Source organism: Sphaerisporangium flaviroseum (genome assembly GCF_039537005.1).
Taxonomy (GTDB): domain Bacteria; phylum Actinomycetota; class Actinomycetes; order Streptosporangiales; family Streptosporangiaceae; genus Sphaerisporangium; species Sphaerisporangium flaviroseum.
Genome location: NZ_BAAAZR010000008.1, coordinates 508,155 through 530,069, shown reverse-complemented (window position 1 = coordinate 530,069; position 21,915 = coordinate 508,155). Strand labels below are relative to the sequence as shown.

Annotated in this window: 20 protein-coding genes; 9 read left to right on the top strand and 11 right to left on the bottom strand. The window is 68.3% G+C overall.

Annotated elements, in window-relative coordinates; genetic code table 11:
* Positions 1 to 218: 218 nt before the first annotated feature.
* From ABD810_RS18670 to ABD810_RS18650, 5 genes are all read left to right on the top strand, one after another.
* Positions 219 to 1,160 carry an acyl-ACP desaturase gene (locus tag ABD810_RS18670; protein WP_344941363.1) on the top strand — a complete coding sequence of 314 codons (942 nt, stop codon included), beginning with the start codon at positions 219 to 221 and terminating at the stop codon, positions 1,158 to 1,160.
* A 360-nt stretch (positions 1,161 to 1,520) separates the two neighbouring features.
* Positions 1,521 to 2,390, top strand: a complete 870-nt coding sequence (locus ABD810_RS18665; RefSeq protein WP_344941360.1) for an ABC transporter permease — start codon at positions 1,521 to 1,523, stop codon at positions 2,388 to 2,390.
* Positions 2,391 to 2,508: 118 nt separating this feature from the next.
* Positions 2,509 to 3,570 (top strand): taurine ABC transporter substrate-binding protein, encoded by a 1,062-nt coding sequence (locus tag ABD810_RS18660; protein ID WP_344941357.1) that lies wholly within the window; start codon positions 2,509 to 2,511, stop codon positions 3,568 to 3,570.
* A 58-nt stretch (positions 3,571 to 3,628) separates the two neighbouring features.
* On the top strand, positions 3,629 to 4,477 hold the full coding sequence (locus ABD810_RS18655) for an ABC transporter ATP-binding protein (RefSeq protein WP_344941353.1): 849 nt from the start codon (positions 3,629 to 3,631) through the stop codon (positions 4,475 to 4,477).
* Positions 4,474 to 5,349, top strand: a complete 876-nt coding sequence (locus ABD810_RS18650; protein WP_344941350.1) for a TauD/TfdA dioxygenase family protein — start codon at positions 4,474 to 4,476, stop codon at positions 5,347 to 5,349. Before ABD810_RS18655 ends, ABD810_RS18650 begins: the two co-directional genes overlap by 4 nt.
* 44 nt (positions 5,350 to 5,393) lie before the next feature.
* Here the strand turns inward: ABD810_RS18650 and ABD810_RS18645 are convergent, their stop codons facing one another.
* Complete coding sequence (locus tag ABD810_RS18645) at positions 5,394 to 5,702, bottom strand: AzlD domain-containing protein (RefSeq protein ID WP_344941345.1); 309 nt, start codon at positions 5,700 to 5,702, stop codon at positions 5,394 to 5,396.
* On the bottom strand, positions 5,702 to 6,403 hold the full coding sequence (locus tag ABD810_RS18640) for an AzlC family ABC transporter permease (RefSeq protein WP_344941342.1): 702 nt from the start codon (positions 6,401 to 6,403) through the stop codon (positions 5,702 to 5,704). The genes ABD810_RS18645 and ABD810_RS18640 overlap by 1 nt, the downstream gene beginning before the upstream one ends.
* 268 nt (positions 6,404 to 6,671) lie before the next feature.
* On the opposite strand from ABD810_RS18640, the gene ABD810_RS18635 reads away from it, so the two are divergent.
* Complete coding sequence (locus ABD810_RS18635; RefSeq protein WP_344941339.1) at positions 6,672 to 7,331, top strand: helix-turn-helix domain-containing protein; 660 nt, start codon at positions 6,672 to 6,674, stop codon at positions 7,329 to 7,331.
* A gap of 65 nt (positions 7,332 to 7,396) precedes the next feature.
* Here the strand turns inward: ABD810_RS18635 and ABD810_RS18630 are convergent, their stop codons facing one another.
* Together ABD810_RS18630 and ABD810_RS18625 are read right to left on the bottom strand one after the other, a co-directional pair.
* The gene (locus tag ABD810_RS18630; protein WP_344941336.1) at positions 7,397 to 7,807 is read right to left on the bottom strand and encodes a hypothetical protein; all 411 of its coding nucleotides are present in this window, start codon (positions 7,805 to 7,807) and stop codon (positions 7,397 to 7,399) included.
* A gap of 194 nt (positions 7,808 to 8,001) precedes the next feature.
* Entirely contained in the window at positions 8,002 to 8,490 is a 489-nt protein-coding gene (locus tag ABD810_RS18625) for a hypothetical protein (RefSeq protein ID WP_344941333.1), read from the bottom strand.
* Between the two features lie 283 nt (positions 8,491 to 8,773).
* Between ABD810_RS18625 and manD the strand changes: the two genes are divergently transcribed.
* Positions 8,774 to 10,012, top strand: a complete 1,239-nt coding sequence (gene manD, locus ABD810_RS18620; protein ID WP_344941330.1) for a D-mannonate dehydratase ManD — start codon at positions 8,774 to 8,776, stop codon at positions 10,010 to 10,012.
* Positions 10,013 to 10,079: 67 nt separating this feature from the next.
* Here the strand turns inward: manD and ABD810_RS18615 are convergent, their stop codons facing one another.
* Positions 10,080 to 11,384: an MFS transporter gene (locus tag ABD810_RS18615; RefSeq protein WP_344941327.1), complete on the bottom strand. Its 1,305-nt coding sequence runs from the start codon at positions 11,382 to 11,384 to the stop codon at positions 10,080 to 10,082.
* A 742-nt stretch (positions 11,385 to 12,126) separates the two neighbouring features.
* On the opposite strand from ABD810_RS18615, the gene ABD810_RS18610 reads away from it, so the two are divergent.
* The gene (locus tag ABD810_RS18610; RefSeq protein ID WP_344941323.1) at positions 12,127 to 12,447 is read left to right on the top strand and encodes a hypothetical protein; all 321 of its coding nucleotides are present in this window, start codon (positions 12,127 to 12,129) and stop codon (positions 12,445 to 12,447) included.
* Positions 12,448 to 12,969: 522 nt separating this feature from the next.
* On the opposite strand, the gene ABD810_RS18600 is transcribed toward ABD810_RS18610, so the two are convergent.
* The 6 genes from ABD810_RS18600 to ABD810_RS18575 all read right to left on the bottom strand — a co-directional run bounded on the left by ABD810_RS18600 (position 12,970) and on the right by ABD810_RS18575 (position 21,092).
* On the bottom strand, positions 12,970 to 13,332 hold the full coding sequence (locus tag ABD810_RS18600) for a DUF4158 domain-containing protein (protein ID WP_344941319.1): 363 nt from the start codon (positions 13,330 to 13,332) through the stop codon (positions 12,970 to 12,972).
* 152 nt (positions 13,333 to 13,484) lie between these two features.
* Positions 13,485 to 13,904, bottom strand: a complete 420-nt coding sequence (locus ABD810_RS18595) for a hypothetical protein (RefSeq protein ID WP_344941316.1) — start codon at positions 13,902 to 13,904, stop codon at positions 13,485 to 13,487.
* A gap of 737 nt (positions 13,905 to 14,641) precedes the next feature.
* The gene (locus ABD810_RS18590; protein ID WP_344941314.1) at positions 14,642 to 15,658 is read right to left on the bottom strand and encodes a hypothetical protein; all 1,017 of its coding nucleotides are present in this window, start codon (positions 15,656 to 15,658) and stop codon (positions 14,642 to 14,644) included.
* Positions 15,655 to 18,090, bottom strand: a complete 2,436-nt coding sequence (locus tag ABD810_RS18585) for an AAA family ATPase (RefSeq protein WP_344941309.1) — start codon at positions 18,088 to 18,090, stop codon at positions 15,655 to 15,657. Before ABD810_RS18585 ends, ABD810_RS18590 begins: the two co-directional genes overlap by 4 nt.
* On the bottom strand, positions 18,090 to 19,238 hold the full coding sequence (locus ABD810_RS18580) for an exonuclease SbcCD subunit D (RefSeq protein WP_344941304.1): 1,149 nt from the start codon (positions 19,236 to 19,238) through the stop codon (positions 18,090 to 18,092). The genes ABD810_RS18585 and ABD810_RS18580 overlap by 1 nt, the downstream gene beginning before the upstream one ends.
* Positions 19,239 to 19,310: 72 nt before the next feature.
* Positions 19,311 to 21,092, bottom strand: a complete 1,782-nt coding sequence (locus ABD810_RS18575; protein ID WP_344941299.1) for an ATP-binding protein — start codon at positions 21,090 to 21,092, stop codon at positions 19,311 to 19,313.
* 226 nt (positions 21,093 to 21,318) lie between these two features.
* On the opposite strand from ABD810_RS18575, the gene ABD810_RS18570 reads away from it, so the two are divergent.
* Positions 21,319 to 21,909, top strand: a complete 591-nt coding sequence (locus ABD810_RS18570; protein ID WP_344941295.1) for a hypothetical protein — start codon at positions 21,319 to 21,321, stop codon at positions 21,907 to 21,909.
* Positions 21,910 to 21,915 lie beyond the last annotated feature (6 nt).

The following is a 21,915-nucleotide window of genomic DNA, read 5'->3' as shown; positions in this document are numbered from 1 at the left end:
GGACGAGCCGCCAGGCCGCCTCCGCCGGAAGCGTTCCGGGGCCGCCGCCCCTACGCTGCGTCACCCGCTCCGCCGCCTTCTCGCGGGGACTCCTCGGCGCGTACGAACCCCGGCCCACATGAGCTGCGCGAACGCCGCAGATCAGCCCCGGTCACCCATTCGGCCGTAACTTACGCTAGCGTAGGTTACGGTTTCGTAGCCAAGAGTGGGGAAGCGCCGTGACAGAGCTGACTGATACCGAATTGCTGCTCGAGCTTGAGCCCGTGGTCGCCGGGGAGCTCGATCGGCATCTCACGGTGGCCAAGGAGTGGTTCCCGCACGAGTATGTCCCGTGGTCACAGGGCCGCGACTACGACGGCGTGTTCGGCGGCGAGGCCTGGGCGGAGACCGATTCCGCCATCCCCGAGGAGGCGCGGGTCTCGCTCATCGTCAACCTGCTGACCGAGGACAACCTGCCCAGCTACCACCACGAGATCGCCACGACCTTCGGCCGCGACGCGGCCTGGGGCACCTGGGTGCACCGGTGGACCGCAGAGGAGGGCCGGCACGGCACCGCCATCCGCGACTACCTGACCGTCACGCGGGCCGTCGACCCGGTCGCTCTGGAACGGGCTCGGATGCTGCACATGGGCGAGGGGTTCACCAACACCTACGAGGGCGTGCTGCACTCGCTGGCCTACGTCTCCTTCCAGGAACTGGCCACCCGCGTATCCCACCGCAACACCGGCAAGGCGTCCCAGGACCCCAACTGCGAGCGCCTGCTCGCCAGGATCGCCGCCGACGAGAACCTGCACATGCTCTTCTACCGCAACCTGCTCAACGCGGCGTTCCAACTGACCCCGAGTCAGACCATGCGCGCCGTCACCGACGTGGTGACCACCTTCCAGATGCCAGGCACCGGCATCGAGGGCTTCACCCGCAAGGCGATGACCATCGCCAACGCCGGAATCTACGACCTGCGCCTGCACCTCGACGACGTCCTGCTGCCCGTCCTGCGCCAGTGGGCCGTCTTCGATGTCACCGGCCTGGACCCCGAGGCCGAGAAGGCCCGCGACGAACTGTCCGACTTCCTCACCCGCCTGGAGCTCTCCGCCTCCCGCTTCGTCGACCGCCGCGAAGCCCGCCGCACCCGCCAGGCCGCCACCGCGGCGAGCCATTGAGAGCAACAGGGCGGAGGCACTGGCTCTCCTGAACTTCGTCCGTTCCGACGACCGTTGAGCGGGCGTGCCCAAGGTCGCGGTGGTCAGCGGTCCTGCCGGCATCGGCAGGACCGCTGTGGCACTGCACTGGGCTCACCGCGCCACACCTTTCCTGACGGCCGGCATCAGGCCAGGTTCCTAGCGACTCAGGTCGTGGGTGCGCAGGAACCGGAAGCGGCACCGTCCGCCCCGCGGGACCAACCGGCCCGGCTCTTCCCACCACGGTTACATGTTGCCTATTCCCCGCTAATAAGGTAGGAAATACATGTATCCGTGATCAGAGACGCGGAACCAAGACATACGCGCCTCCGGAGGATCGTCGTGGTCTACACGCAGCCGGACGCCGCTCAGCGGCTCGAACGGTCGGTGGCGCCGGGTGGCGGCTCGGCGCCCGAGGCGCCCCCCGTCCGGCGCAGGTCACGCAGGATCGTGGTGCGGTTGGTGGCGATCGCGGTGCTCGCGGTGCTGTGGCAGCTCGCGGCCGTCACGACGCGGAACCCGTCGTTCGTGCCCTCGCCGGGGGCGGTGTGGGACCAGCTCGTACTGACCTCCACCACTCATGACGGGATCCGGGGGTACAGCGGGCACTACCTGATCGAGCATCTCGGGATCAGCCTGCGCCGGATCCTCATCGGCTCGGTGCTGGGCGCGGTGGCGGGGCTGGTCCTGGGCGTCATCATGGGCATCGTCCCGTGGATCCGGGTGGTGACGGAACCGGTGGTCACCTTCGTCCGCGCCCTGCCCCCGCTGGCGTACTTCAGCCTTCTGATCATCTGGTTCGGCATCGACGAGACCCCGAAGCTGTGGCTGCTCACCATCGCCGCCCTGCCGCCGGTCGCGGTCGCCACGGCCTCCGCCGTCTACGGCGCGCCGACAGGCCTGGTCGAGGCGGCTCGCGCGCTGGGCGCCTCGCGGTGGGACGTCGTCAGGGACGTGGTGCTGCCCAACGCGCTGCCGGAGATCTTCACGGGGATCCGGCTCGCCGTGGGCCTGGCGTACTCCTCCGTGGTCGCCGCCGAGACCATCAACGGCGTGCCGGGCATCGGCGGGATGGTCCGCGACGCACAGCGCTACCTGCAGACCGACGTCGTCGTGCTCGGCCTGTTCGCCATCGGCCTGTCCGGCCTGCTCATCGACGCCGTGCTGCGTACGGCCGAGAACCGGCTCATCCCCTGGCGCGGCCGCACGTGAGCCCCGCCCGCGCTCGGCTCGACGCAGCCCACGTCAGACCCATCGGACCTCGACCCGACCCAGCGCACGCGAGCCCCACCGATGCCCGGCTCGAAACCCCGTGGAAGGAAATCGTCCCATGTCACGACCAAGCCGCAGGCGGCTGCTCCCGATCATCCTGGCCGCCGTCACCGCGGCCGTCCTGGCGGCGTGCGGGAACGGCACGGCCAGCGGCGGTGGCGATGGCGGTGGGAGCGCGCCGGCCAAGACGATCCGCATCGCCTACCAGGCGTTCCCCAGCGGTGACCTCGTCGTCAAGAACAAGCGCTGGCTGGAGGACGCACTACCCGGCTACACGATCACGTGGACCAAGTTCGACTCCGGAGCCAGCATCAACACCGCGTTCGTGGCCAAGAGCGTCGACATCGCCGCGATCGGGTCCAGCCCGGTGGCGCGAGGCCTCTCCGCGCCGCTGAACATTCCGTACCAGGTGGCGTTCGTGCTGGACGTGGCCGGTGACAACGAGGCGCTGGTGGCCAGGAACGGGACGGGCATCACCTCGATCGAGGGCCTGCGCGGCAAGAAGGTCGCCACGTCGTTCGCCTCGACGGCCCACTACAGCCTGCTCGCCACCCTCGACAAGGCCGGCATCCCGGAGTCGGCCGTGACCCTCGTCGATCTGGAACCCCAGGACATCCTCGCGTCCTGGACACGGGGTGACATCGACGCCGCGTACACCTGGCTGCCGACCCTGCAGGAGATCAAGAAGAACGGCAAGGTGCTCATCAGCAGCCGCCAGCTCGCCACCGCGGGGAAGCCCACCCTGGACCTCGGCGTGGTGACCACCGCGTTCATCGACGCCCACCCCGAGGCCGTGACCGCATGGCGCCAGGCCGAGGCCAGGGCGCTCGACCTGATCGCCGACGATCCCGGCGCCGCGGCCGAGGCGGTGGGCAAGGAGCTGAACATCAGCCCGGACGAGGCCAAAGCCCAGCTGAGCCAGGGCGTGTTCCTCAAGCCGGCGGACCTGGCCGGCGAGGAGTGGCTGGGTACTCCTGGAAAGGTGGGCGGCCTGGCGCAGAACCTGGTCAGCGCCGCACAGTTCCTCAAGGACCAGCAGAAGATCGACAGTGTGCCCGACCTCGCGACGGTGCAGAAGGCCATCTACAACAACGGACTTCCCGGTGCCCTCGAATCCTGACCTCGCAGCGGGTCCCGCCCCCACCGCCGAGGACGTCACAACAGGGGATGCCGCAACCGTGAACGTCACAACCGAGAATGCCGCGGCCGTGAACGTCACGACCAAGGACGTCGCAACCGAGGATGCCGCGGCCGTGGACGTGAGCGGGGTCGAGCACGTCTACGGCGACGGCCGGAGCGCCGTGACCGCGCTGGGGCCGATCTCCCTCCGCGTACCCACGGGCGCGTTCCTAGTGATCGTCGGAGCCTCCGGATGCGGGAAGAGCACCCTGCTGCGCCTCATCGCCGGATTCGAGCGGCCCACCTCCGGCACCGTCCGGATCGGCGGCGAGGAGCCGGTGCCCGGCAGGGGCGCGGGAGTCGTCTTCCAGCAGCCCCGGCTGTTCCCGTGGAAGACCGTGGGCGGCAACGTCGACCTGGCCCTGCGGTACGCCGGTGTCCCGAAGCAGGACCGGGCGCGGCGCGTACCGGAACTGCTGGAGCGGGTCGGCCTGCACGACGTCGCCGACCGGCGGATCTGGCAGATCTCCGGAGGCCAGCAGCAGCGCGTGGCCATCGCCAGGGCGCTGGCGGGCGACGATCCGCTGCTCCTGCTCGACGAGCCGTTCGCCGCGCTGGACGCGCTCACCCGCGAGCGCCTTCAAGAGGACCTGCGCCGGGTGAGCGCGGAGAACGGCCGTACGTCCGTCTTCGTCACCCACAGCGTGGACGAGGCGGTGTTCCTCGGCAGCCGCGTCGTGGTGCTCACCCACCGTCCCGGCCGGATCGCCCTCGACCTCGACGTCGGCCTCTCGCGCACCGGCGTGGAGCCCGATGAGCTGCGAGCCCTGCCCGAGTACGCCGCCCTGCGAACCACGATCGGCCATGCCGTCCGTACCGCCGCCGCCCTGGAAGGAACAACGAGATGACCAGTACGTTGCACGCCTCGCATGTCGACCTCAGCCTGACCCCGCTGGGACCGAACTTCGGCGCGGAGGTGAACGGCCTGGACCTGGCGACCGCGACCGACGCGGAGGTGGCGGCGGTGCGCGCCGCTCTGGTGGATCACAAGGTCCTGTTCTTCCGCGACCAGACTCTCGACGACGACGGCCAGGTGGCGCTGGGACGCCGCATCGGTGAGCTCACCGCCTCCCATCCGGTGGTCGGCGGGGTGGACGAGGCGCATCCGGAGATCTACGCGCTGGACAGCGCCGACAACGGCTTCGCCGACGTCTGGCACACCGACGTCACGTTCATGCCCCGCCCGCCCCTGGGGTCGATCCTGCGCGCGGTGGTCCTGCCCGCCACCGGCGGTGACACGAACTGGGCCGACAGCCAGCTCGCCTACGACTCCCTGTCCGCCCCCGTGCGTGAGCTGGCCGACAAACTCACCGCCGTACACGACGGCAACCGGGAGTTCGGCTACTACCTGGCCCAGCGTCGCGGCGGGAAGGGAAGCGTCTGGGAAGGAGAGGTCGTCACCCGGCTCGACCCGGTGGAGCATCCCGTCGTCCGCGTGCATCCGGAGACCGGGCGCAAGGGCATCTTCGTCAACCCGGGCTTCACCTCGCACATCGTCGGGGTGTCGGATGCCGAGAGTCGCGGCATCCTGGACCTGCTCTACGCCCATCTGACCAAGCCCGAGCACATCGTCCGGCACCGCTGGCGCGCCGGGGACGTGGCCATGTGGGACAACCGCAGCACGGCCCACTACGCCAACCGCGACTACGGCACGCAACACCGCGTCATGCACCGCATCACCCTGCGCGGCGACATCCCGGCGGGCCCCCTCAGCCTTTAGCCTGCTCCACCTTCACGCCATCGACGGACGGCTGAGCCATCGGATCAGGGCAGGCCACACAGCCGCAGGAGTGCCGTGGTGGCGGCGGCCGCGACGACCACAATGGGGAAGGGCACGCGCCGCAGCGCGAGGATTCCGGCGACGAGCACCCCCGCCGGCCTCGCCCAACCGGCGAAGCCGTGCCCCTCGGTGAGCGCCGCCGTGGCGACCAGGGCCACCAGCAGTACGGCGGCGGCGACCGACACCAGACGTCGCAGGTGGTCGGGAATGGTCAGCCGGTGCTGGAGCATCGGCCCGGCCAGCCGGAAGGCGTACGTTCCCGCGGCGAGCAGAAGGATGGCGAGCAGGGACATCAGGCGGCCTCCCTTTCGCTTTTCGCCGGAGTGCCGGACGACAGGATGGCCGGCACCAGGCCGACCAGTGCGAGCAGCACCGGCAGCCCGGCGGGCAGGAACGGTGTGGCGGCGATCGCGATGGCCGCTCCCAGCAGGGCCGCGTTGCGGGTGCCGCGATCGGCCAGCCGGGGCAGAACCAGGGCCAGCAGCACGGCGGGGAAGGCGGCGTCGAGCCCGAAGACGCCTGTGTCGGCGATCCCCTGGCCGCCCAGCGCTCCGAGCACGACGGCGAGGTTCCAGCACGCGAACAGGCCCAGGCCGCAGATCCAGTACACGGCCCGCCGCCCCTGACGATCGCTCCGGCGCAGCACGAAGGCGACGCTTTCGTCCGTCAGCACGTGGGCGCCGGCCAACCGAGTCCACCACCGGCCGCCCAGCGCGTCGGCGACCGCGAATCCGAAGGGCAGCAGGCGGGCGTTGAGCACCAGCCCGGCCGCGACGGCGGCAACGGGCCCGCCACCGGCGAGTACCACTCCTACGGCGGCGAACTGGGCTCCACCGGCGAAGACCAGCAGCGACATGACGATCGGCACCCATAACGGCAGGCCCCCGGACACGCTGATCGCGCCGAACGCGGCACCGACGATGGCGTCCGCAAGGCAGACCAGGGCGATGTCCCGGAGCGTGCCGCGATCGATTGTTCGCCATAACGAATACATGGACGATATAGTGAACAGAGGATCATGCGTTCGTCAAGTCGAACAACCAGGAGTCTGGAGCGAACAGGTGGCATACGATACCCCGAGCCACAGCCCCTCCTCTGAGCCGGTGCCCGGCCAGAGTGAGAACCCCGACCCGACTCCGGGCAACGACGACAATGCCCCTTCAGCACCGGTTCCGGGCAGTGACGACAATGCCCCTTCAGCACCGGTTCCGGGCAACGACGACAACGCCCCCTCAGCATCGGTTTCGAGCCAGAGTGAGAAGTTGCCCTCGGAGCAAGTCCCGCACAAGGGCGGCAATTCACCCTCGGAGCAGCCTTCAGGCAAGAGTAAGAAGTCGCCCGCCGAGCAGGCTCCCGGTAAGAACGAGACGTCGCCCTCGGAGCTGATCAGTCTGATCGCGGCGTCCATCCGTCACGAGCGCGAACGCGCCGGCCTTTCACTGACCGAGCTGGCCAGGCGAGCCGGCATCGCCAAGTCCACGCTGTCGCAACTGGAGTCGGCCGCCGGCAACCCGAGCGTGGAGACCCTGTGGGCCCTCGGCGCCGCGCTCGGTGTGCCGTTCAGCCGGCTGGTCGACCCGCCCCGGCCGGACGTACGGGTGATCCGGGCCGGCGAGGGGCCGGTCACCTACTCCGAGCAGGCCAACTACGCCGCCACGCTGCTGGCCTCATGCCCGCCTAACAGCCGCCGGGACGTCTACCGGCTGGAGGTGCAGCCGGGCGAGCCCCGCATCTCCCAGCCGCACATGCCCGGCACCATCGAGCACGTGGTCCTCAGCACCGGCAGCGCCCTGGTCGGCCCGACCGCGGAACCGGTCGAGCTGAACCCGGGCGACTACGTCGCCTACCCCGGCGACGCATCCCACATCTTCGAGGCTCTCCAACCCGACACCACCGCAGTGATCATCATGGAACACGTCTGATCAAGCCTGAACGTGACGCGACCACGCCCAAGGACTTCCGATGGACCGGAATCACCGACCGCCCCTCACCAGGCGTTCCAGAGGGCGCCGTGGCGAGGCCGGTAGGGGTGGATTTCGAGGTCGTCTTCGTCGACGAAGTCCGTCAGGGGTGCGGAGTTGGCGCGCTTCACCGTCGCGTACAGCCGATCACGCAGTCGCCGGCGCTCGCTGCGCTCTTCGAGGTTGGCGTCCTCCGCCAATTTCCCCCGGCCGTACGCGCCCAGAAACGAGTAGAGGTCCACGTGCCGATGGACCATCCGAGGCTGCGAACGCCGACCCTCGATGAGCGCTGCCTTGGCTTCCGCCTCCGAGTAGCGAAGATCGGTCAGCCTGACGGCACGCCAGGGCCCGGACGGCCTTGCTTCCCAGTGCCGGTCACCATCCAGGCGCCGGGAGCGAATGTGATGTGCGGTGCGAGACATGGCGACCTCCAGCACCGCCGAGACCTTCCCGGCGGCCCTAGACGAAGCCGCTAAAGCTCCTCAACCACGGTGATCGCACAATCAGCATCGTAGTCAACTGATCACGCATACGCTGGTCAGTTGCCCGGTTCCGCGACAGGCTGTGACAACGCCACAGATGCTTGGGAGCGTGCATCATCAGCTTGAGCCGAACCGTCGTCGGCGTCGCTTCACTCCAACCAGGTGTCGAACCAGGCCACGACCCTGACCGGTCCCTTGCCACGTCCGGCCCGGAAAGCGTAGACCGCTACCTTGCGCTCATCTACCTCGCCCGTGACGCCGGTCGACACCTCGCCCGGGTCGGCCGCCTTCTGGGCATCGGCGTACGGGATAGGAGTCCACTCCGACGTGGGGAATCCACGCAGGACCTCCTCGATCGAGGCGCTCGGGAGCTCCGCCTCTATCCAGGGATGGCCGCTCTCGGGCGGACCGCATCCATCCCCACCCTTGATGTCGTCGGGCGTCACGGACGGCAGATGCGGCGCGACGGCCTTCGTCAATCTCTCGTTGTCGGCCGCGCTGCGAGCCACGCACGCCGGGTCGGGTCTCTCCAGCAGGATGCCGAGCGCGTCTTTCAGCTCGACGAAGGCGAAGGCGCCGACCGCGACGACCAGGCATAAGGCAGTGACGACAATGACACGGAGGTCCCGCGAACGCATACCCGCCCCTTCATTGGTCCAGGCGCCGGGAACGATGGTGATCCGCGGTGCGGGATATAGCAAGCTCCAGCACCGCCGAGACCCCCTCCGCGGCCCTGGACGAAGCCGCCTACGCCCCGGGGAGCACCCGGACGTGATCGTGACCGACCGAGCACCAGAGCCGATGTGCCGCACCGCCGCCGTGGCGACCCGCGGGTAGCCGTCAGGGACATGTTCTTGACGTCGCGTCCCGCCGTGGGTGAGCCTCGGGTGCGGGCCCATCGGCAGCGGCGGAGGAGCAGGGATGGTCATCGAGTCTGCCGAAGTCGTGGTGACGAGCCCGGACCGCAACTTCGTCACTCTGAGAGTCATCACGGACGACGGCCTGACCGGCCTGGGCGACGCCACACTGAACGGCCGCGAACTGGCGGTGGTCGGCTACCTGCGTGAACACGTGGTCCCGCTGCTTCTCGGCCGCGACGCGCACGCCATCGAGGACACCTGGCAGTTTCTCTACCGCGGCGCCTACTGGCGCCGGGGGCCGGTCACGATGGCGGCGATCGCGGCGGTCGACGTGGCGCTGTGGGACCTCAAGGCCCAGGCCGCGGGGATGCCTCTCTACCAGCTACTCGGCGGCGCGAGCCGATCGGGCCTGCTCGCCTACGGGCACGCAAGCGGGCGCGACCTCCCTGAGATCTTCGAATCCATCCGGCGCCATCTGGACGAGGGCTACCGCGCGATCCGGGTCCAGGCCGGCGTCCCGGGATTGACCGCCATCTACGGCATCGCCTCGAACGCCACGACGGCCGGCAACTCGGGCAAACGCTATGACCACGAGCCCGCCCAGCGAGCCGCACTGCCGGCCGAGGAGGACTGGGACTCCGCCTCCTACCTGCGGCACCTGCCCACGGTGTTCGAAGCGGTCCGCAACGAGTTCGGCCCGGAACTCCCGCTCCTGCACGACGCGCACCACCGGCTCACGCCGATCCAGGCCGCGAAGCTCGGGAAGTCGCTCGAGCCATACGACCTGTTCTGGCTGGAGGACTGCACACCCGCGGAGAACCAGGAGGCCCTGCGCCTGGTGCGCCGGCACACCACGACGCCCCTGGCGATCGGGGAGGTGTTCAACACCGTGTGGGACTACCAGCAGATCATCCGCGAGCAACTCATCGACTACGTCCGTTCGGCCGTCACCCACACCGGTGGCATCACCCATCTGAAGCGGGTCCTGGAATACGCGGCCCAATACCAGATCAAGTCCGGCATGCACGGCCCCACGGACATCTCCCCTGTCGGGATGGCCGCCGCGATGCACCTCGGCCTCGCGATCCACAACTTCGGCATCCAGGAGTACATGAAGCACGGCGAGCTCACCGACACCGTGTTCCGCCAGTCCTTCACCTTCACCAACGGCATGCTGCATCCGGGCGACCAGCCCGGCCTCGGGGTGACGCTGGACGTCGACGCGGCGGGCAAGTTCCCTTACCAGACGGCATATCTGCCGTTCAACCGCCTTCGGGACGGCACCGTTCACGACTGGTGAGACCAGAACCGGCTCGCCGGGCACGTCGACGGCGTACGTGCCGGGGACGCCATTCTTCGCCAGAGTGTCAGCGCAGAGGCTCGTCCTTCGTCTCTTTGAGTGCGAAGACATAGACCAGGGTCGAACCCAGAGCCAGTACCGACATGTACCAGGCGAACGCCCCCGCGTTCCCCGCGTCGATCAGCGCCGTGCCCACCAGCGGGGCGGTCCCACCGAACAGCGCGACGGTCAGGGAGTACGGGAAACCGGCGCCTGACGCCCTGACCCTGGTGGGGAACAGCTCAGAGTTCACCGCCGCCGAGATCGAGGTGAAGCAACCGAGGAAGACCATGCCAACACACTGGACGAGCAGCAGGCTGGCGAAGGAGTCGGTCAGCATCCCCATCAACGGCACCGGCAGCAGGGTGAACGCCACACCGAACATGATGAGCATCGGCCGGCGCCCGATCCTGTCGGAGAGCATGCCGAGCAGCGGCTGCAGCACCATGAAGAACAGGAGCGACAGTGTGCCTGCCTGAAGGGCCTCGGCCTTGTCGAACTTGACGGTGAGCTGAGCGTAGGTGGGCAGGAAAGTCGTCCACGTGTAGTACGCGACGGTGCCGGCCATGGTGATGCCGACGATCAAGGCCGCCTTGCCCGGGTGGTGCACCAGGAAGTCGAAGAGTTTCGGCTTCTCGGCCGTGCCCTTCTTGATGTCCTCGGCGAGGGTCGTGGTCTCATCGGCGCTCCTGCGAATCCACAGCCCGACCAGGCTGGCCAGCGCGCCGACGGCGAACGGGACGCGCCACCCCCAGGAGCTCATCTGGGCCTCGGTGATGCCCGCGGCAAGGAGGGCCGCGAGGCCGGACGCGAGCAACTGGCCGACGGTGGTGCTGACGTACTGGAAACTCGAGAACAGACCACGCCTGCCAGGCGGAGCGGACTCCACGAGGAACGTGGTCGCCGCGGCGAACTCGCCCCCGACCGAGAGCCCCTGGGTCAACCGGGCCAGCGTCAGGATGACAGGCGCGAGCATGCCGACCGACGCGTAGGTCGGGGTGAGGGCCATCAGCAGCGACCCAGCGCCCATCAGGCTGATGGTGAAGGTCATCGCCGCCTTGCGGCCGTACCGGTCGGCGAACGAGCCCACGAGCAGTCCGCCGAGCGGGCGCATGAAGAACCCGACCGCGAAGACCGCGAACGAGCTCAGCAACGGCACCAGGCTGTTGCCCGCGCTCTTGGGAAAGACCTGGGTCGAGAAGTAGACGGCCAGGAACGAGTACGTGTACCAGTCGAACCATTCGACGGCGTTGCCGATGTTGGCGGCCAGCAGCTGGCGCACCCGGCTCCGTGGAACGCCGAGCGGGGCCTGCCGGGGAGTAACAGTCGCCACGCGAGCTCCTTTACCTCTCTTACCTCTCTGCTTCAGGCTCAGCCTGCCCATCCTCTGGCTCGTTACCAGAAATGACCGAAACCATACGTTCGCACCGCAACGACGCCTAATTCGGTTCTCGCGAACCCGATCCACGGCCGTGCGGCACGGTCTGAGCGCTCGCGGTGCCGCCTGTGCCGCGCTCTCGCACCATGGCCGAGCGGCACGGTCTGATCGTTCTCGGTACCGCCCATGACACGCTCTCGCACAAGGGCGAGCACCACGGTCGAGTGCTCCGGGCGCCGGGTCTCCGTGGAGTCCCGCCGCCGAGTAGCACCGGGCACACCGAAGTACAGCGCGATGGAGCAGAGCTGGCAGCGCCGTTGACCGCCGTAGAGCCGCGCCATCTCACGCCACCACCGGGCACGATCGCGTCGGCACGATCCCGTCTTGTTAAGACGATGGTCTCCGCCGAGCACAGCCGGCCAAGACGGAGTTCTCCGTCGGACTTCTGGTGACAGGCCGGATTACGACTTCGTCGCTGACTTAGTAACGCTATATCGCCCTAAATCGGGAATTATCAGCAGGTGGAATTACTGGACGATCCCAGTTCCAACATTTGCCTGCATGGGAGGAGCTTCTAGATCGCCTCGACTAGCGTTTTCAGAGGTAAGCGTCGATTCGGCGACATCCTTCCAGGAAGCCGGTTCGGCGCTCCGTGAGTCCAGGAACCATGCCGGACTACCAGATACGGAGATCTTCCATGCTCAAGAAAGTCCTAGCCACCGGCTCGCTGGTGGTGCTCAGTCTTGCCGTTCCCGCGGCGCTGTCGTCCCAGGCGGCCAGCGCACGCGCCATCAACCCGGAGGCGGCTTCCATATCGCAGGGCCATCCATGCCCGCTGCTGCCCTACGGTCAATACAACAACCGCTGCTACATCGTCTACCCAGGTCACCATGGTCACCACGGCTATCCATACGGCCACCACCACTGGAACCACGGCCACCACCACTGGAACCACCACGGCTATCATCCATACGGCCACCACCACGGCCACCACCACGGGGGGTATGGCCCCAGATAGCCCGCAACGGCTCACGCGGACTCCCGGCGTCTGCCGCCCGCTCAACCGCCGCAGACGCCGAGAGCTCGCCCTGCCTTTGGCCACCGGCGACCGGCCAGGAGGCCGACGGCAACGCCGTCCAGACAGCCGTCGCAGAACCCGCAGCAGTATTCGTAATGCCATGAGAGGTTCCGGCGGAATTCGGTATCACGCCGGCGACCGTCGTAGACAGACCCCGATGAGCTTCGTCGAGAGAGCCGAGACTCGGAAGGGCGAGAACCGGTTTCGCTCTGATCAACGATATGGCTCCACTGCTTTTCAGCTGGCCGCTGCCGAAGAAGGCGATTACATTGCGATTGTGAGCTTGTGGCGTGGGTCGGGGATATGGGAGGCGGTCGCCGCTGAACTGGGCACCTACCGGCAGCCCGCTCCACCGTCATCTGCTCGGGCACGAACGCGGCCTTGGCGCCACGCGACGCGCGCAGGAACTCCACCGCCTCCAGCACGCTGCGCTCGGCCGTGGTGGCCTCCAGCTCGATCGCCTCAACCAAGGTGAACAGCGCCGCGCGGTGGGAGCGATAGTGCTGATCCAGCCGTGTTCACCTCGGCGCGGATCGCCGCGGTCATCGCGTCCAACGTGGTGTAGCCCGGTAACTCACATCGAGCGCGGACCAGTTCCTCCAGCGCCACGTTGATCAGGTCGGCCGGGTTGTCCTTGGACTGCACGGCCTTGCGCACGGCCTCCTCGGCGATCCGTCGGACCCGGGCCGCCTCATATGACACACCCATGCGCTTGCGAACGAAAGCCCGATGGCGGCTGGCCGTCATGGGCGCGGCCTGCCGCAGCTCCACCTCATCGGCCAGCCCCAACGCCCCGCGCACATGTCCGGACACGGCTGCCGGCACCTCAAGAAGTGGTCAGAAGTGGCGAGGATATCGGGCTAGCCCTACGCAGCTCCTGGGTGAACGGTCGTGGATCCGTCAATCTACCTGACCAAACAACAACCCACGGAGACATCGCGCTAGTCGCGTATTACGACCCACCGACGTCTACGGCGTCAATCTTCGTCGGCGGGATAGCCTCGGCCCAGAAACGCCCGGTACGGCGCAGTTGGACTCGCCGCGCCGTCCCGGGCGACCTCTTCTGCATAGGAGGAAGGACGACCGGCCAAACGTGTAACTGGAAGGTCGAAGAAGTCAACAAGCCGATCCCGGAATATCACCCAGACGGCGCTTTCGCCGGCACTGTCAGGAATGGCAGTATGGGATCGCGGGTAGGTGGTTGCACAGAGGGAGGCGATTCTGGCGGCCCGATCTTCACCATCGAGTCGGACGGTTACGTGGCTGCCAAGGGCATCCTCAGCGGCGGAAAAGGTGCTCTGGGAGTATGTACCGTTAACTTTACTGATATCCAAGAAGTTCGTAGAGCATTCGGCGGCGACGTTATGAAGCGCAGATAAGAGTAGGTTATCTTCCATGGCAAGTTCCCTCATAAGCCGAATGATCCTAGCCCTCCTTGCGGGATCGACGGTTTTGACCATGGCGTCTTGCAGTAGGCCACAGTGGCAGTACATCAGCACGGCAGAGCTGTCAGAAGATGAGCGGACACTGACCGTGGAAATGGTTACCGAACCGCCAGGAAAGGGTAATTCGAAATGTGATCCAGTGGCGGGCACCGAAGTAACCGAATCCTCTACGCGAGTGATCATTGGAGTTATGGCACAAGAGTGCCCGCACTCGCCGAAATACACAAAGACGGTTGGCTATGCCCATTATGTGAAGCTGAAACTTAAGCAACCACTCGGCACGAGAACCGTCTTAGAGAATACGCGTCATAAAAGCGTACGGATCTGGCAAAGATCCGACGGTTCGTAAACTCGGGAAGGCTTGGCACCTCAAAGCGCTACGCCGGGCCTTCCATCGGTTTTCCATATGCGGAGACGCCGTTAACGGTCAGTAGCAGGGTGATGGCCCCTTGGGGCGAGGCCGACCGTGCGGTGGGAAGCCGACTCGCATACCCCAAAGCGGGCGAAGCAGAAGGACTGCGCGAAGTACTCCGTCGCGGCGCCGCGCGAGCGGATCGATTGTTCGTGTCCGTCGAGTCCGCCCGGGTGCCGACCCTGCGGAGTCTGCGTCGGAACGCCGGCTCGACGATTGCCGTCGACGTGGGCCGCCGTGAGATTCATGACCCCACAGCGGCGAGACCCCACAGGGTTCACACGGACACAGAGGGACGTTCGTACGGTGCCGCGCCGTCGCGGGTGGCGGCGACGCGCAGCGAGCGGTACAGCAGGCGCGCGTCACCGAGCCGGTGGCGGAGGAGCTTCTCCAGCCCGCCGATGGGCACGAGGTTCTGCGGAGCGCGCGGATCCTTGTAGTCGACGCCGGCGAGGGACGGCAGCAGGCGCGTGACGGCGTCCGCAAGGGCGATCACCTCATCCGCGAACAGGTCGGCACCTGCCTCGCACCGCACGATCCCCGCCCACGGAGTCGCTGACCGGACGGGCAGCCGGAGGTACCAGGCGTGCCGGCTCCAGCTGGTGCCCATGAGGAAAACCGGCGTGCGCTGCCCCGGAGCCAGCGCCGACACGATGCCGACCTGCGGCGCGGGCAGGTAGGCCGTGTGGTGCGTCTTGATGTAGCCGACGGTCCGGGGCAGGTGGGTACGGCCACGCAGCGGTCCGTCCACCAGGAGCAGGTCATCGGAGCCGGCCTCGGCCCGGTAACGGATCGCGACGTCCACTTCGAGCTCCGCGAGCTGCTGCTGGAGAGCCAAGGAGAGTTGTTCCATCGTGGCACCTGACGCCCGGCGTCCCCGATAGGTCGCGGCGGCGGTCACGATGTCCGGCACATCCAGCGAGGCGCTGAACACCGACCGGCTCACCTCGACCGCTACCACGGTCGCCGGTGTGCCGCCGCCGGGAACGCAGCGAACGATCCCGGCCGCGGACGACGCGGCGATGCCCGGCAGGGGCACGGCGTCATCGGGCTGATGGCTCCAGACCCGGGCGTCGATGCGGCGCACACCATCGGCGATCAGGAGGACGTCGGGGGTCGCGGCGCTATGCCCAGGCGAGATGGGGCGCCAGTCGGCGGCCGAGACCTCGATGCCCAGGTCGAGCTCGGCAGTGGTGATCTTCTGTTCGCCGAGAGCCTCGTGGTCGAGCGCCGCGCCGTAACCGGGATCCCAGGCATCGACGGTGAACTCCATCCTCGGGACCGTGATGGTCATGGCGCCGCCTTCCGCAGGTGTGATCCCCTGCTGTCACGGGTGATCTCGAATCGTACCGGCACGCGGTCGGCGAGCGCGGGCACGTGGGTGACCACCCCCACCATGCGGTCCCGGCTCGAGGCCAGGCGCTCGAGCGTCGTGGCCACTGTGTCCAGCGTGGCCGGATCGAGAGTGCCGAAGCCTTCGTCGAGGAAGAGTGAGTCGAGGCTGCGGGCGGTGGTCGCCGCGAGCCCCGCCACGTGCTCGGACAGGGCGAGCGCCAGGGCCAGCGCGGCCTGGAAGGTCTCGCCGCCCGACAGGGTGCGCACGTTGCGCCGCATCCCCGCCTCGGCGTAGTCGATGACCTCGATCTCGCTCTTGTCGCCGAGTGCCAGCTCGTATTGGCCGTCGGACAGCTCCCGCAAGGTGACGGAGGCCGCGGCGACCAGCAGTTCCAGCGCCTCGAAGCACAGCCACCTCTCGAACGCGTCCGCACGCAGCAGCTGCGCCAGTTCGTGGGCGACCCGTGCCTCCTGGTCTTTCGCCGTGGCCTGTTCGGTAAGTTCCGTGGCCAGCCTGCGATTCTCCCGGACGCGCTGCACCAGGGCTTCGGCGAGGGTGACCGCCCGGACGACGGTCTCGGCGATCGCGTCCGGTGTGGGGTCGGACTCCATGGCGATCTCGTGGTCGGCGAGCCGCCTGAGGAGCACAGCACGCTCCCCGTCTCGCCGGACCTCTACCAGGGCCAGCTCTCTGTCCTGTACGGCTATCGCCGACCGCTCGTTCGCGGTGGCTCGCTCCCGCCAGGCGAGAAGTTCCGTCCAGGCCTGGTGCAGGTCGTCGCGGTCGAGGGGAGGTGCGCCGAGGGTGACGACCGTGTCGCGGGCGGCGTCCAGGTCTCGCCAGGACTGCTCGGCCTTCCTCTTGGCCTCGTCGGCTCGCCGCTGAACCTGCCTCAGCCGTGAACCAGCGGCCTTCATGGCCTCTCTGGCCTGCGCGGTCACGGCCTCCGCCTGCTGAATCGCCGCCAGCCGAGACTCGATTTCATCCCGATCCCCGCAGACGGGCAAATCGGCGAGTCGCTCGGCCAGTTCGTCGACTCGGCGCGTCACCACGGCGGCTTGTGTCTCGGCCTTGCCAAGCCGGGTTCGAGTCTGTTCGGCCGCCTTCCTGACCACCACGACCGCCCGCTCGGCCGTTTGGAGGTCGGAGAGGGCGGGATGGTGGGGAAGCTCGGTGACGGGACGCAGGCACGTCGGACAGGGCTCGCCCACGGAGAGCCGCTGGGCCAGTTCGGCGGCGGTATGGGCGTCGCGGAGCCGATTCCACTCCTGCTCGGCGTCGGCGAGAGCGGTCGCCGCCTTCTCGGCTTCGGCTGCGACACGGTTCAGCCCGGCCTGCACGCGTTCGGCTTCCGCGTTCGCTTTGGCGGAGTCGGCACTCAGCTGATCGTGTTCGTCGAACGCCGCCAGGTCGGCGGCAAGCGCGACCTTGTCACCGAGCACCGCCAGGTCCTCGTGGGCTCGCTGTTCCTCAGCCTCCAGACAGGACAACTCACCGGACTGCGCCTTCACCTCGTCGTCGATCTGGCGCAGCGTCTCAACGAGGGTGGGTACGTCGCCGGGCATGGCAAGAGCGGCAAGCGGAGCGAGCCGCTCCGCCGCGGCCTTCCGTTCCTCCTTGAGCTTGTGCACCGTCTCATCGCGGGCGCGCAAGGAGTCGACATCCGCCCTGGTCCTGACCATGAAGGCACGCAATGAGGAGAGCCGGCCGGCGGCCGCCCGCTCCGCCGCCTCGTCGGCGTCGGACAGCTTGGCGAGCTGCTCGCGGGCGAAGGTGGCGCTCTGCTTCGCCGCGCCTTCCTCTCGACGGGCACTCTCCCGTATCCGGTCGTAGACCTCGGCGCCGAGGAGCTGGACCAGCAGATCCTGCCGTTCGCGTGGCTGGGCGTGCAGGAACTCGGCGAACCTGCCCTGCGGGAGCACGACGCACTGGGTGAAGAACTTGTACTCCAGCCCGGTGATGCGCTGCACCTCGGCCCTCACGGCATCGCCCTCGGCGACCGGCCGGATCACCGCCTCCAGCAGGTCGGCCAGCTCGGCCGTGGCGGGGACTGCGGGGTCCAGCTCGTCGATCCGGGCTTCCTTGGTGTGAACCCGGCCTCTGGAGTCGCGCCGCAGGGCTCGGACCACGGCGTGGCGCCGGCCGGAGGTCTCGAAGACGAGCGCGACCTTTCCGGCGTTGGCCGAGGGCGCGAGGGCGCTCGCGATGGCGTTCTCGTTGTTCCACCGTGGAACGGTGCCGTAGAGGGCGAAGCAGATGGCGTCGATGACCGTGCTCTTGCCCGCCCCGGTCGGGCCGATAAGCGCGAAGTAGTCCACGTCGGCGAAATCGACGGTGACCGGCTCACGGAAGCTGCCGAAGTTCTCGATGTGCAACCGGAGTGGACGCATCAGCCTGTCACCTCGTCGTAGAGCCGGTTGAACAACTTCTCGACCTGGTCGTCCCCCCGGCCGGTGGCCGACAGGTAGCCGCGGAACAGGTCCCTGGGGCTGCGTGCCACGCCCGTCGTCTGCGTTCGGCCAGGCCGTACTGGGCGGAAGCGCTCGTCGATACCGACCTCCAGGGCGCCCGGCAGGATCTCGCGTACCGTCTCGGCGATCCCGGGGCGAGGCCTCTCCTCCACGATCACCCGCAGCCAGGTGTCGGCGAGGTCGTCCGCCATGGCCTCCAGCTCCTCCAGCGTGCCGTGCACCGTGGCGAGGTCGCGGGCCGAGGCGAAGGTCACCTCCCGGACCACTGCGGGCCGGCCGGGTTCGACGGTGACCAGCAGCGCGCCGGGGCTGTTGCGTTCCTCGCCGAAGTCCACGGCGATGGGCGAGCCGCTGTACCAGATGGGGCACGGGCCCGGCAGCTGCTGGCGCCGGTGCAGGTGACCGAGCGCGGCGTACTGGGTGGAGGCGGGAAAGGCGGTGACCTCGAAGTAATAGGAGAAGATGGACTGCGCCTCGCGCTCGCCGCCGCCGAACTTCCCGCTTGGCAGCGTGCCATGGGTGGTGATGAGGTTGACGGTGTCACCGGCGAAGCCCGCCGTGAGCGCGCCGATCAGGTCGCCGATGCGCGCCGCGTAGTCGCGATTGTGTTCGGCGGTGGTGCCCTCGAGGACCTCGGCCGCGCGGACCACATAGCGGTGGGACAGGAACGGAAGTACGGCGAGCCGTACGGGCTCGCCCGAACGGGCCGTGAACGCCAGTGTGCCGCCCTGCTCCGGTCGCCGGAACGTTCCCACGATGCGGATGCCCAGCTTGCCGAGCACCGGCCGGTACACCTCCAGTAGGTGTGGGTTGTCGTGGTTGCCGGCGAGCACCACGACCTCGCGCCCGCCCTCGCGCAGCGCCATCAGCGCGTTCAGCACGATGGACTGCGCCTCCGGCGTCGGTGCGGAGGTGTCGAAGAGGTCCCCGGCAACGATGACGGCGTCGACGTCTTCTGCTTGGGCGAGCTGGACCAGTTCCCGCAGCACCTTATGGTGCTCGTCGATACGGGGGCGGCCCTTGAGAACCTTGCCGACGTGCCAGTCGGCGGTGTGCAGAATCTTCATCCGGTTCCTTCTACAGCGGGGGAAGTCTCGGAACGGGTGGATCGGGTTCGGCTCCGGAGGCGCGTCGGCCTCTTAGAACGGGGGGATGTCGTCGTCCGCACCAGGCAGGCCGGCGAAGGGGTCGGCTCCGCGTGCCGTACGCGCCGGAGCGGCGGCCGCCTCCGACGGGCGGGTCGCCCAGGCGGGGAACGGGAAGGTCACCGCGAGCGGCACGGGGATCTCCGGCTGGGCGACGAACATGGTGCCCGGCCTGGCGATCGTCGCGCGTTCTCGTACGGCCGGCGGCAGCCAGCCGTACTCTGAGCGGGCGGCCTCAGCTGAGTCGAGCCGCCCGACGACCCGGACCGCGCAGTTGGCCACGATGCGCCGCTCGACCTCGGAGGCGGTCTGCTGCGCGCCGATGAGGATGACGCCGAGGGAACGGCCCCGCTCGGCCACGTCGAGCAGGATCTCCTTGATCGGTGAATCGCCGTCACGCGGGGCGTACTTGTTCAGCTCGTCGAGCACCACGAACAGCAGCGGCCGGGCCGTGCCGGTGCTCTCCTTGCGGGCGAACTCGCCGCGCAGGACCACGCCGACCACGAACCGCTGGGCCCGTTCGGGCAGGTTGTGCAGGTCGACGATGGACACCTGCGCGTCGGAGGTGCTGATCGTGCGCTCAAGGCCAGGTGGCAGGTCACCACGGATGATCGGCGCCAGCGGCCGGACGGCGCCCCGCAACCGCCGCAGGAACGCGTTCACGGTGCCGATCGGTGTGGGCGAGCCCGTCCAGGTCGTCCGCGTCTCCTCGGCGGCGAGTTGGTCGCCGATGAAATCGACCAGGTCGGCGAAAGTGCGGCAGGTCGGCGCGGACTCCTGCCCGGGGACTCTGATCGTGACCGCGCCTGCGTCGTCCGCCCGCTGGGCCCAGGACTGCAGCCTGGCAGCGACCTGGCCGATGAGCAGGGAGTACTGCGCGCGCTCGTCGTCGGCGTCAGCGAACGCGAACCGCAGCAGTTCCTGGGCGCAGAACTCCGCCAGCGTCCAGTAGAACGAGCTGACCCCCTGGGTCCTGGCGGAGACGTGCGGCACGCCGTTGGAGTCGCCGGGCCGCGGCGGCGCGAACACGTGGACGCTTCCGAACGGCCGGGCCGGCAGCCGGAGCCGGTCGTACGCACGGCGGGCGGCGTCGTCCAGCCGAGTGTTGGCGTGGTCGAGGAACAGCAGGTCCTCGCCCTTGACCGAGAAGATCAGCGCCTTGGTGTTGGCCGCCTCAACCTCCAGCACCCCGGAGTTGAAGATCGAGTAGAGCATGAACGTCGCGAAGGAGGTCTTGGTGGCCACGCCGGACACTCCGGAGATCGACACGTGTGCGCCGCGCGTGCCGTCCAGGAAGTCGAAGTTGACGTAAAGCGGCTGGCCGTCGCGACCAAGCCCCATGGGGATTCTCCGGTCCATGACGTCGAAGTACAACGCCTGGTCGCGGTCGTCTCCCTGGGCACGGTAGACCGGCGAACCGGGCAGCGGAGGCACGAAGACCTCCGGCTCGACCCGGGTGACCCGGACCTCCGCGCACTCCACGACCGCGGCGGGCAGGGCGCCGTCGGCGATGAGGAACACATCGGAGTCGAAGCTGGCCCCCTCGTGCCGGGCCTCGACGCCGGTGACGACTCCGGCCACCAGGACCGGTCCATGCCCCGGCACCTCTCGCCGGGTCACCACGACGTCGTCGAGCTGCAGGACCCTGCCGGGTTCGAGCCCGACCCAGAACGACAGCGGCGAGGCCGCCTGCGTCCCGAGCACCCGCCCGACCACCTCCCCCGACACGCTCGCCCCATTCTCGGTCGAATGAACGGCCACACCGTTCTGAGTCATCGAGCCCCTCCCGCCCCGTACCTTGGCACCAGCCTCAGGCGCGCAGCACCACACTAGGGCAAGTGCCTCTGTAGCGCCGAAAAACCGAACTATCTCTGTGTCTTTCATTCACAGCTACGACGTCGGCATCAGACCCAGGATTCCCGGCTCTACGGGAGTTCAGCCCGATGCGTCCCGGGAACGCGTGCGCGCAGCCTTGGAGCCAGCCAATTCAAGGGAGGCAACGATGCGAAATCTCATCAACCGGCTGGCCCGCGTCCCGCTCCAGGTCGTCGGCGGGGCGATCCTTCTGGGTGCGATCCTGCTCGCCGTGCACTACACGCTCATCGCGCACATCGCCGCCACCGGCGGGCTGGAGCCCGAGCAGTGGATAGGCGGGCTCACCGTCAAGTGGTACTGGGTGCTCGTTCCCCTGTCCTTCATCGCGCTGTGGGCCCGCCGCCGTGACCGGGAGGGCCTCCTCGGCCGGGTCGGCGCTGTCCTGCTGACGTCGGCCCCGCTGATGTGGGCGATGATCACCACATCCGCGATCGTCTGGGGTGGCCTGCTGGGCAGGGGCGACCTGCCGGAGGGGGTCATGAGCCTCGAGCTGCTGATCTACGTCTTCTACCTGGGGGCGCTGGTCACGGGCCTGGCCTTCCTGCTCGACACGGGCGCGCGCTGGTGGGGTGCCGCGCTCATCGCGGGCCCGGTGGTCGACGTCGTCTGGCCGTACGGCGCGGCCGTGACGTTCGCGGTGTTCGGGACCGGATTGATGCTGTACGGCTTCCGCCACCGGGTCCCGCTGGACACGCCCGAGATCAGCCAGGCACGCTGACGCATG

Excerpts from the sequence above, each read along its gene's own strand:
- ABD810_RS18580 (WP_344941304.1), bottom strand. The coding sequence starts at position 19,238 with ATGAAGATTCTGCACACCGCCGACTGGCACGTCGGCAAGGTTCTCAAG.
- ABD810_RS18575 (WP_344941299.1), bottom strand. The coding sequence starts at position 21,092 with ATGACTCAGAACGGTGTGGCCGTTCATTCGACCGAGAATGGGGCGAGC.
- manD (WP_344941330.1), top strand. The coding sequence starts at position 8,774 with ATGGTCATCGAGTCTGCCGAAGTCGTGGTGACGAGCCCGGACCGCAAC.
- ABD810_RS18590 (WP_344941314.1), bottom strand. The coding sequence starts at position 15,658 with ATGACCATCACGGTCCCGAGGATGGAGTTCACCGTCGATGCCTGGGAT.
- ABD810_RS18570 (WP_344941295.1), top strand. The coding sequence starts at position 21,319 with ATGCGAAATCTCATCAACCGGCTGGCCCGCGTCCCGCTCCAGGTCGTC.
- ABD810_RS18645 (WP_344941345.1), bottom strand. The coding sequence starts at position 5,702 with ATGTCCCTGCTCGCCATCCTTCTGCTCGCCGCGGGAACGTACGCCTTC.
- ABD810_RS18660 (WP_344941357.1), top strand. The coding sequence starts at position 2,509 with ATGTCACGACCAAGCCGCAGGCGGCTGCTCCCGATCATCCTGGCCGCC.
- ABD810_RS18595 (WP_344941316.1), bottom strand. The coding sequence starts at position 13,904 with ATGGAAGATAACCTACTCTTATCTGCGCTTCATAACGTCGCCGCCGAA.
- ABD810_RS18650 (WP_344941350.1), top strand. The coding sequence starts at position 4,474 with ATGACCAGTACGTTGCACGCCTCGCATGTCGACCTCAGCCTGACCCCG.
- ABD810_RS18640 (WP_344941342.1), bottom strand. The coding sequence starts at position 6,403 with ATGTATTCGTTATGGCGAACAATCGATCGCGGCACGCTCCGGGACATC.
- ABD810_RS18610 (WP_344941323.1), top strand. The coding sequence starts at position 12,127 with ATGCTCAAGAAAGTCCTAGCCACCGGCTCGCTGGTGGTGCTCAGTCTT.
- ABD810_RS18625 (WP_344941333.1), bottom strand. The coding sequence starts at position 8,490 with ATGCGTTCGCGGGACCTCCGTGTCATTGTCGTCACTGCCTTATGCCTG.
- ABD810_RS18585 (WP_344941309.1), bottom strand. The coding sequence starts at position 18,090 with ATGCGTCCACTCCGGTTGCACATCGAGAACTTCGGCAGCTTCCGTGAG.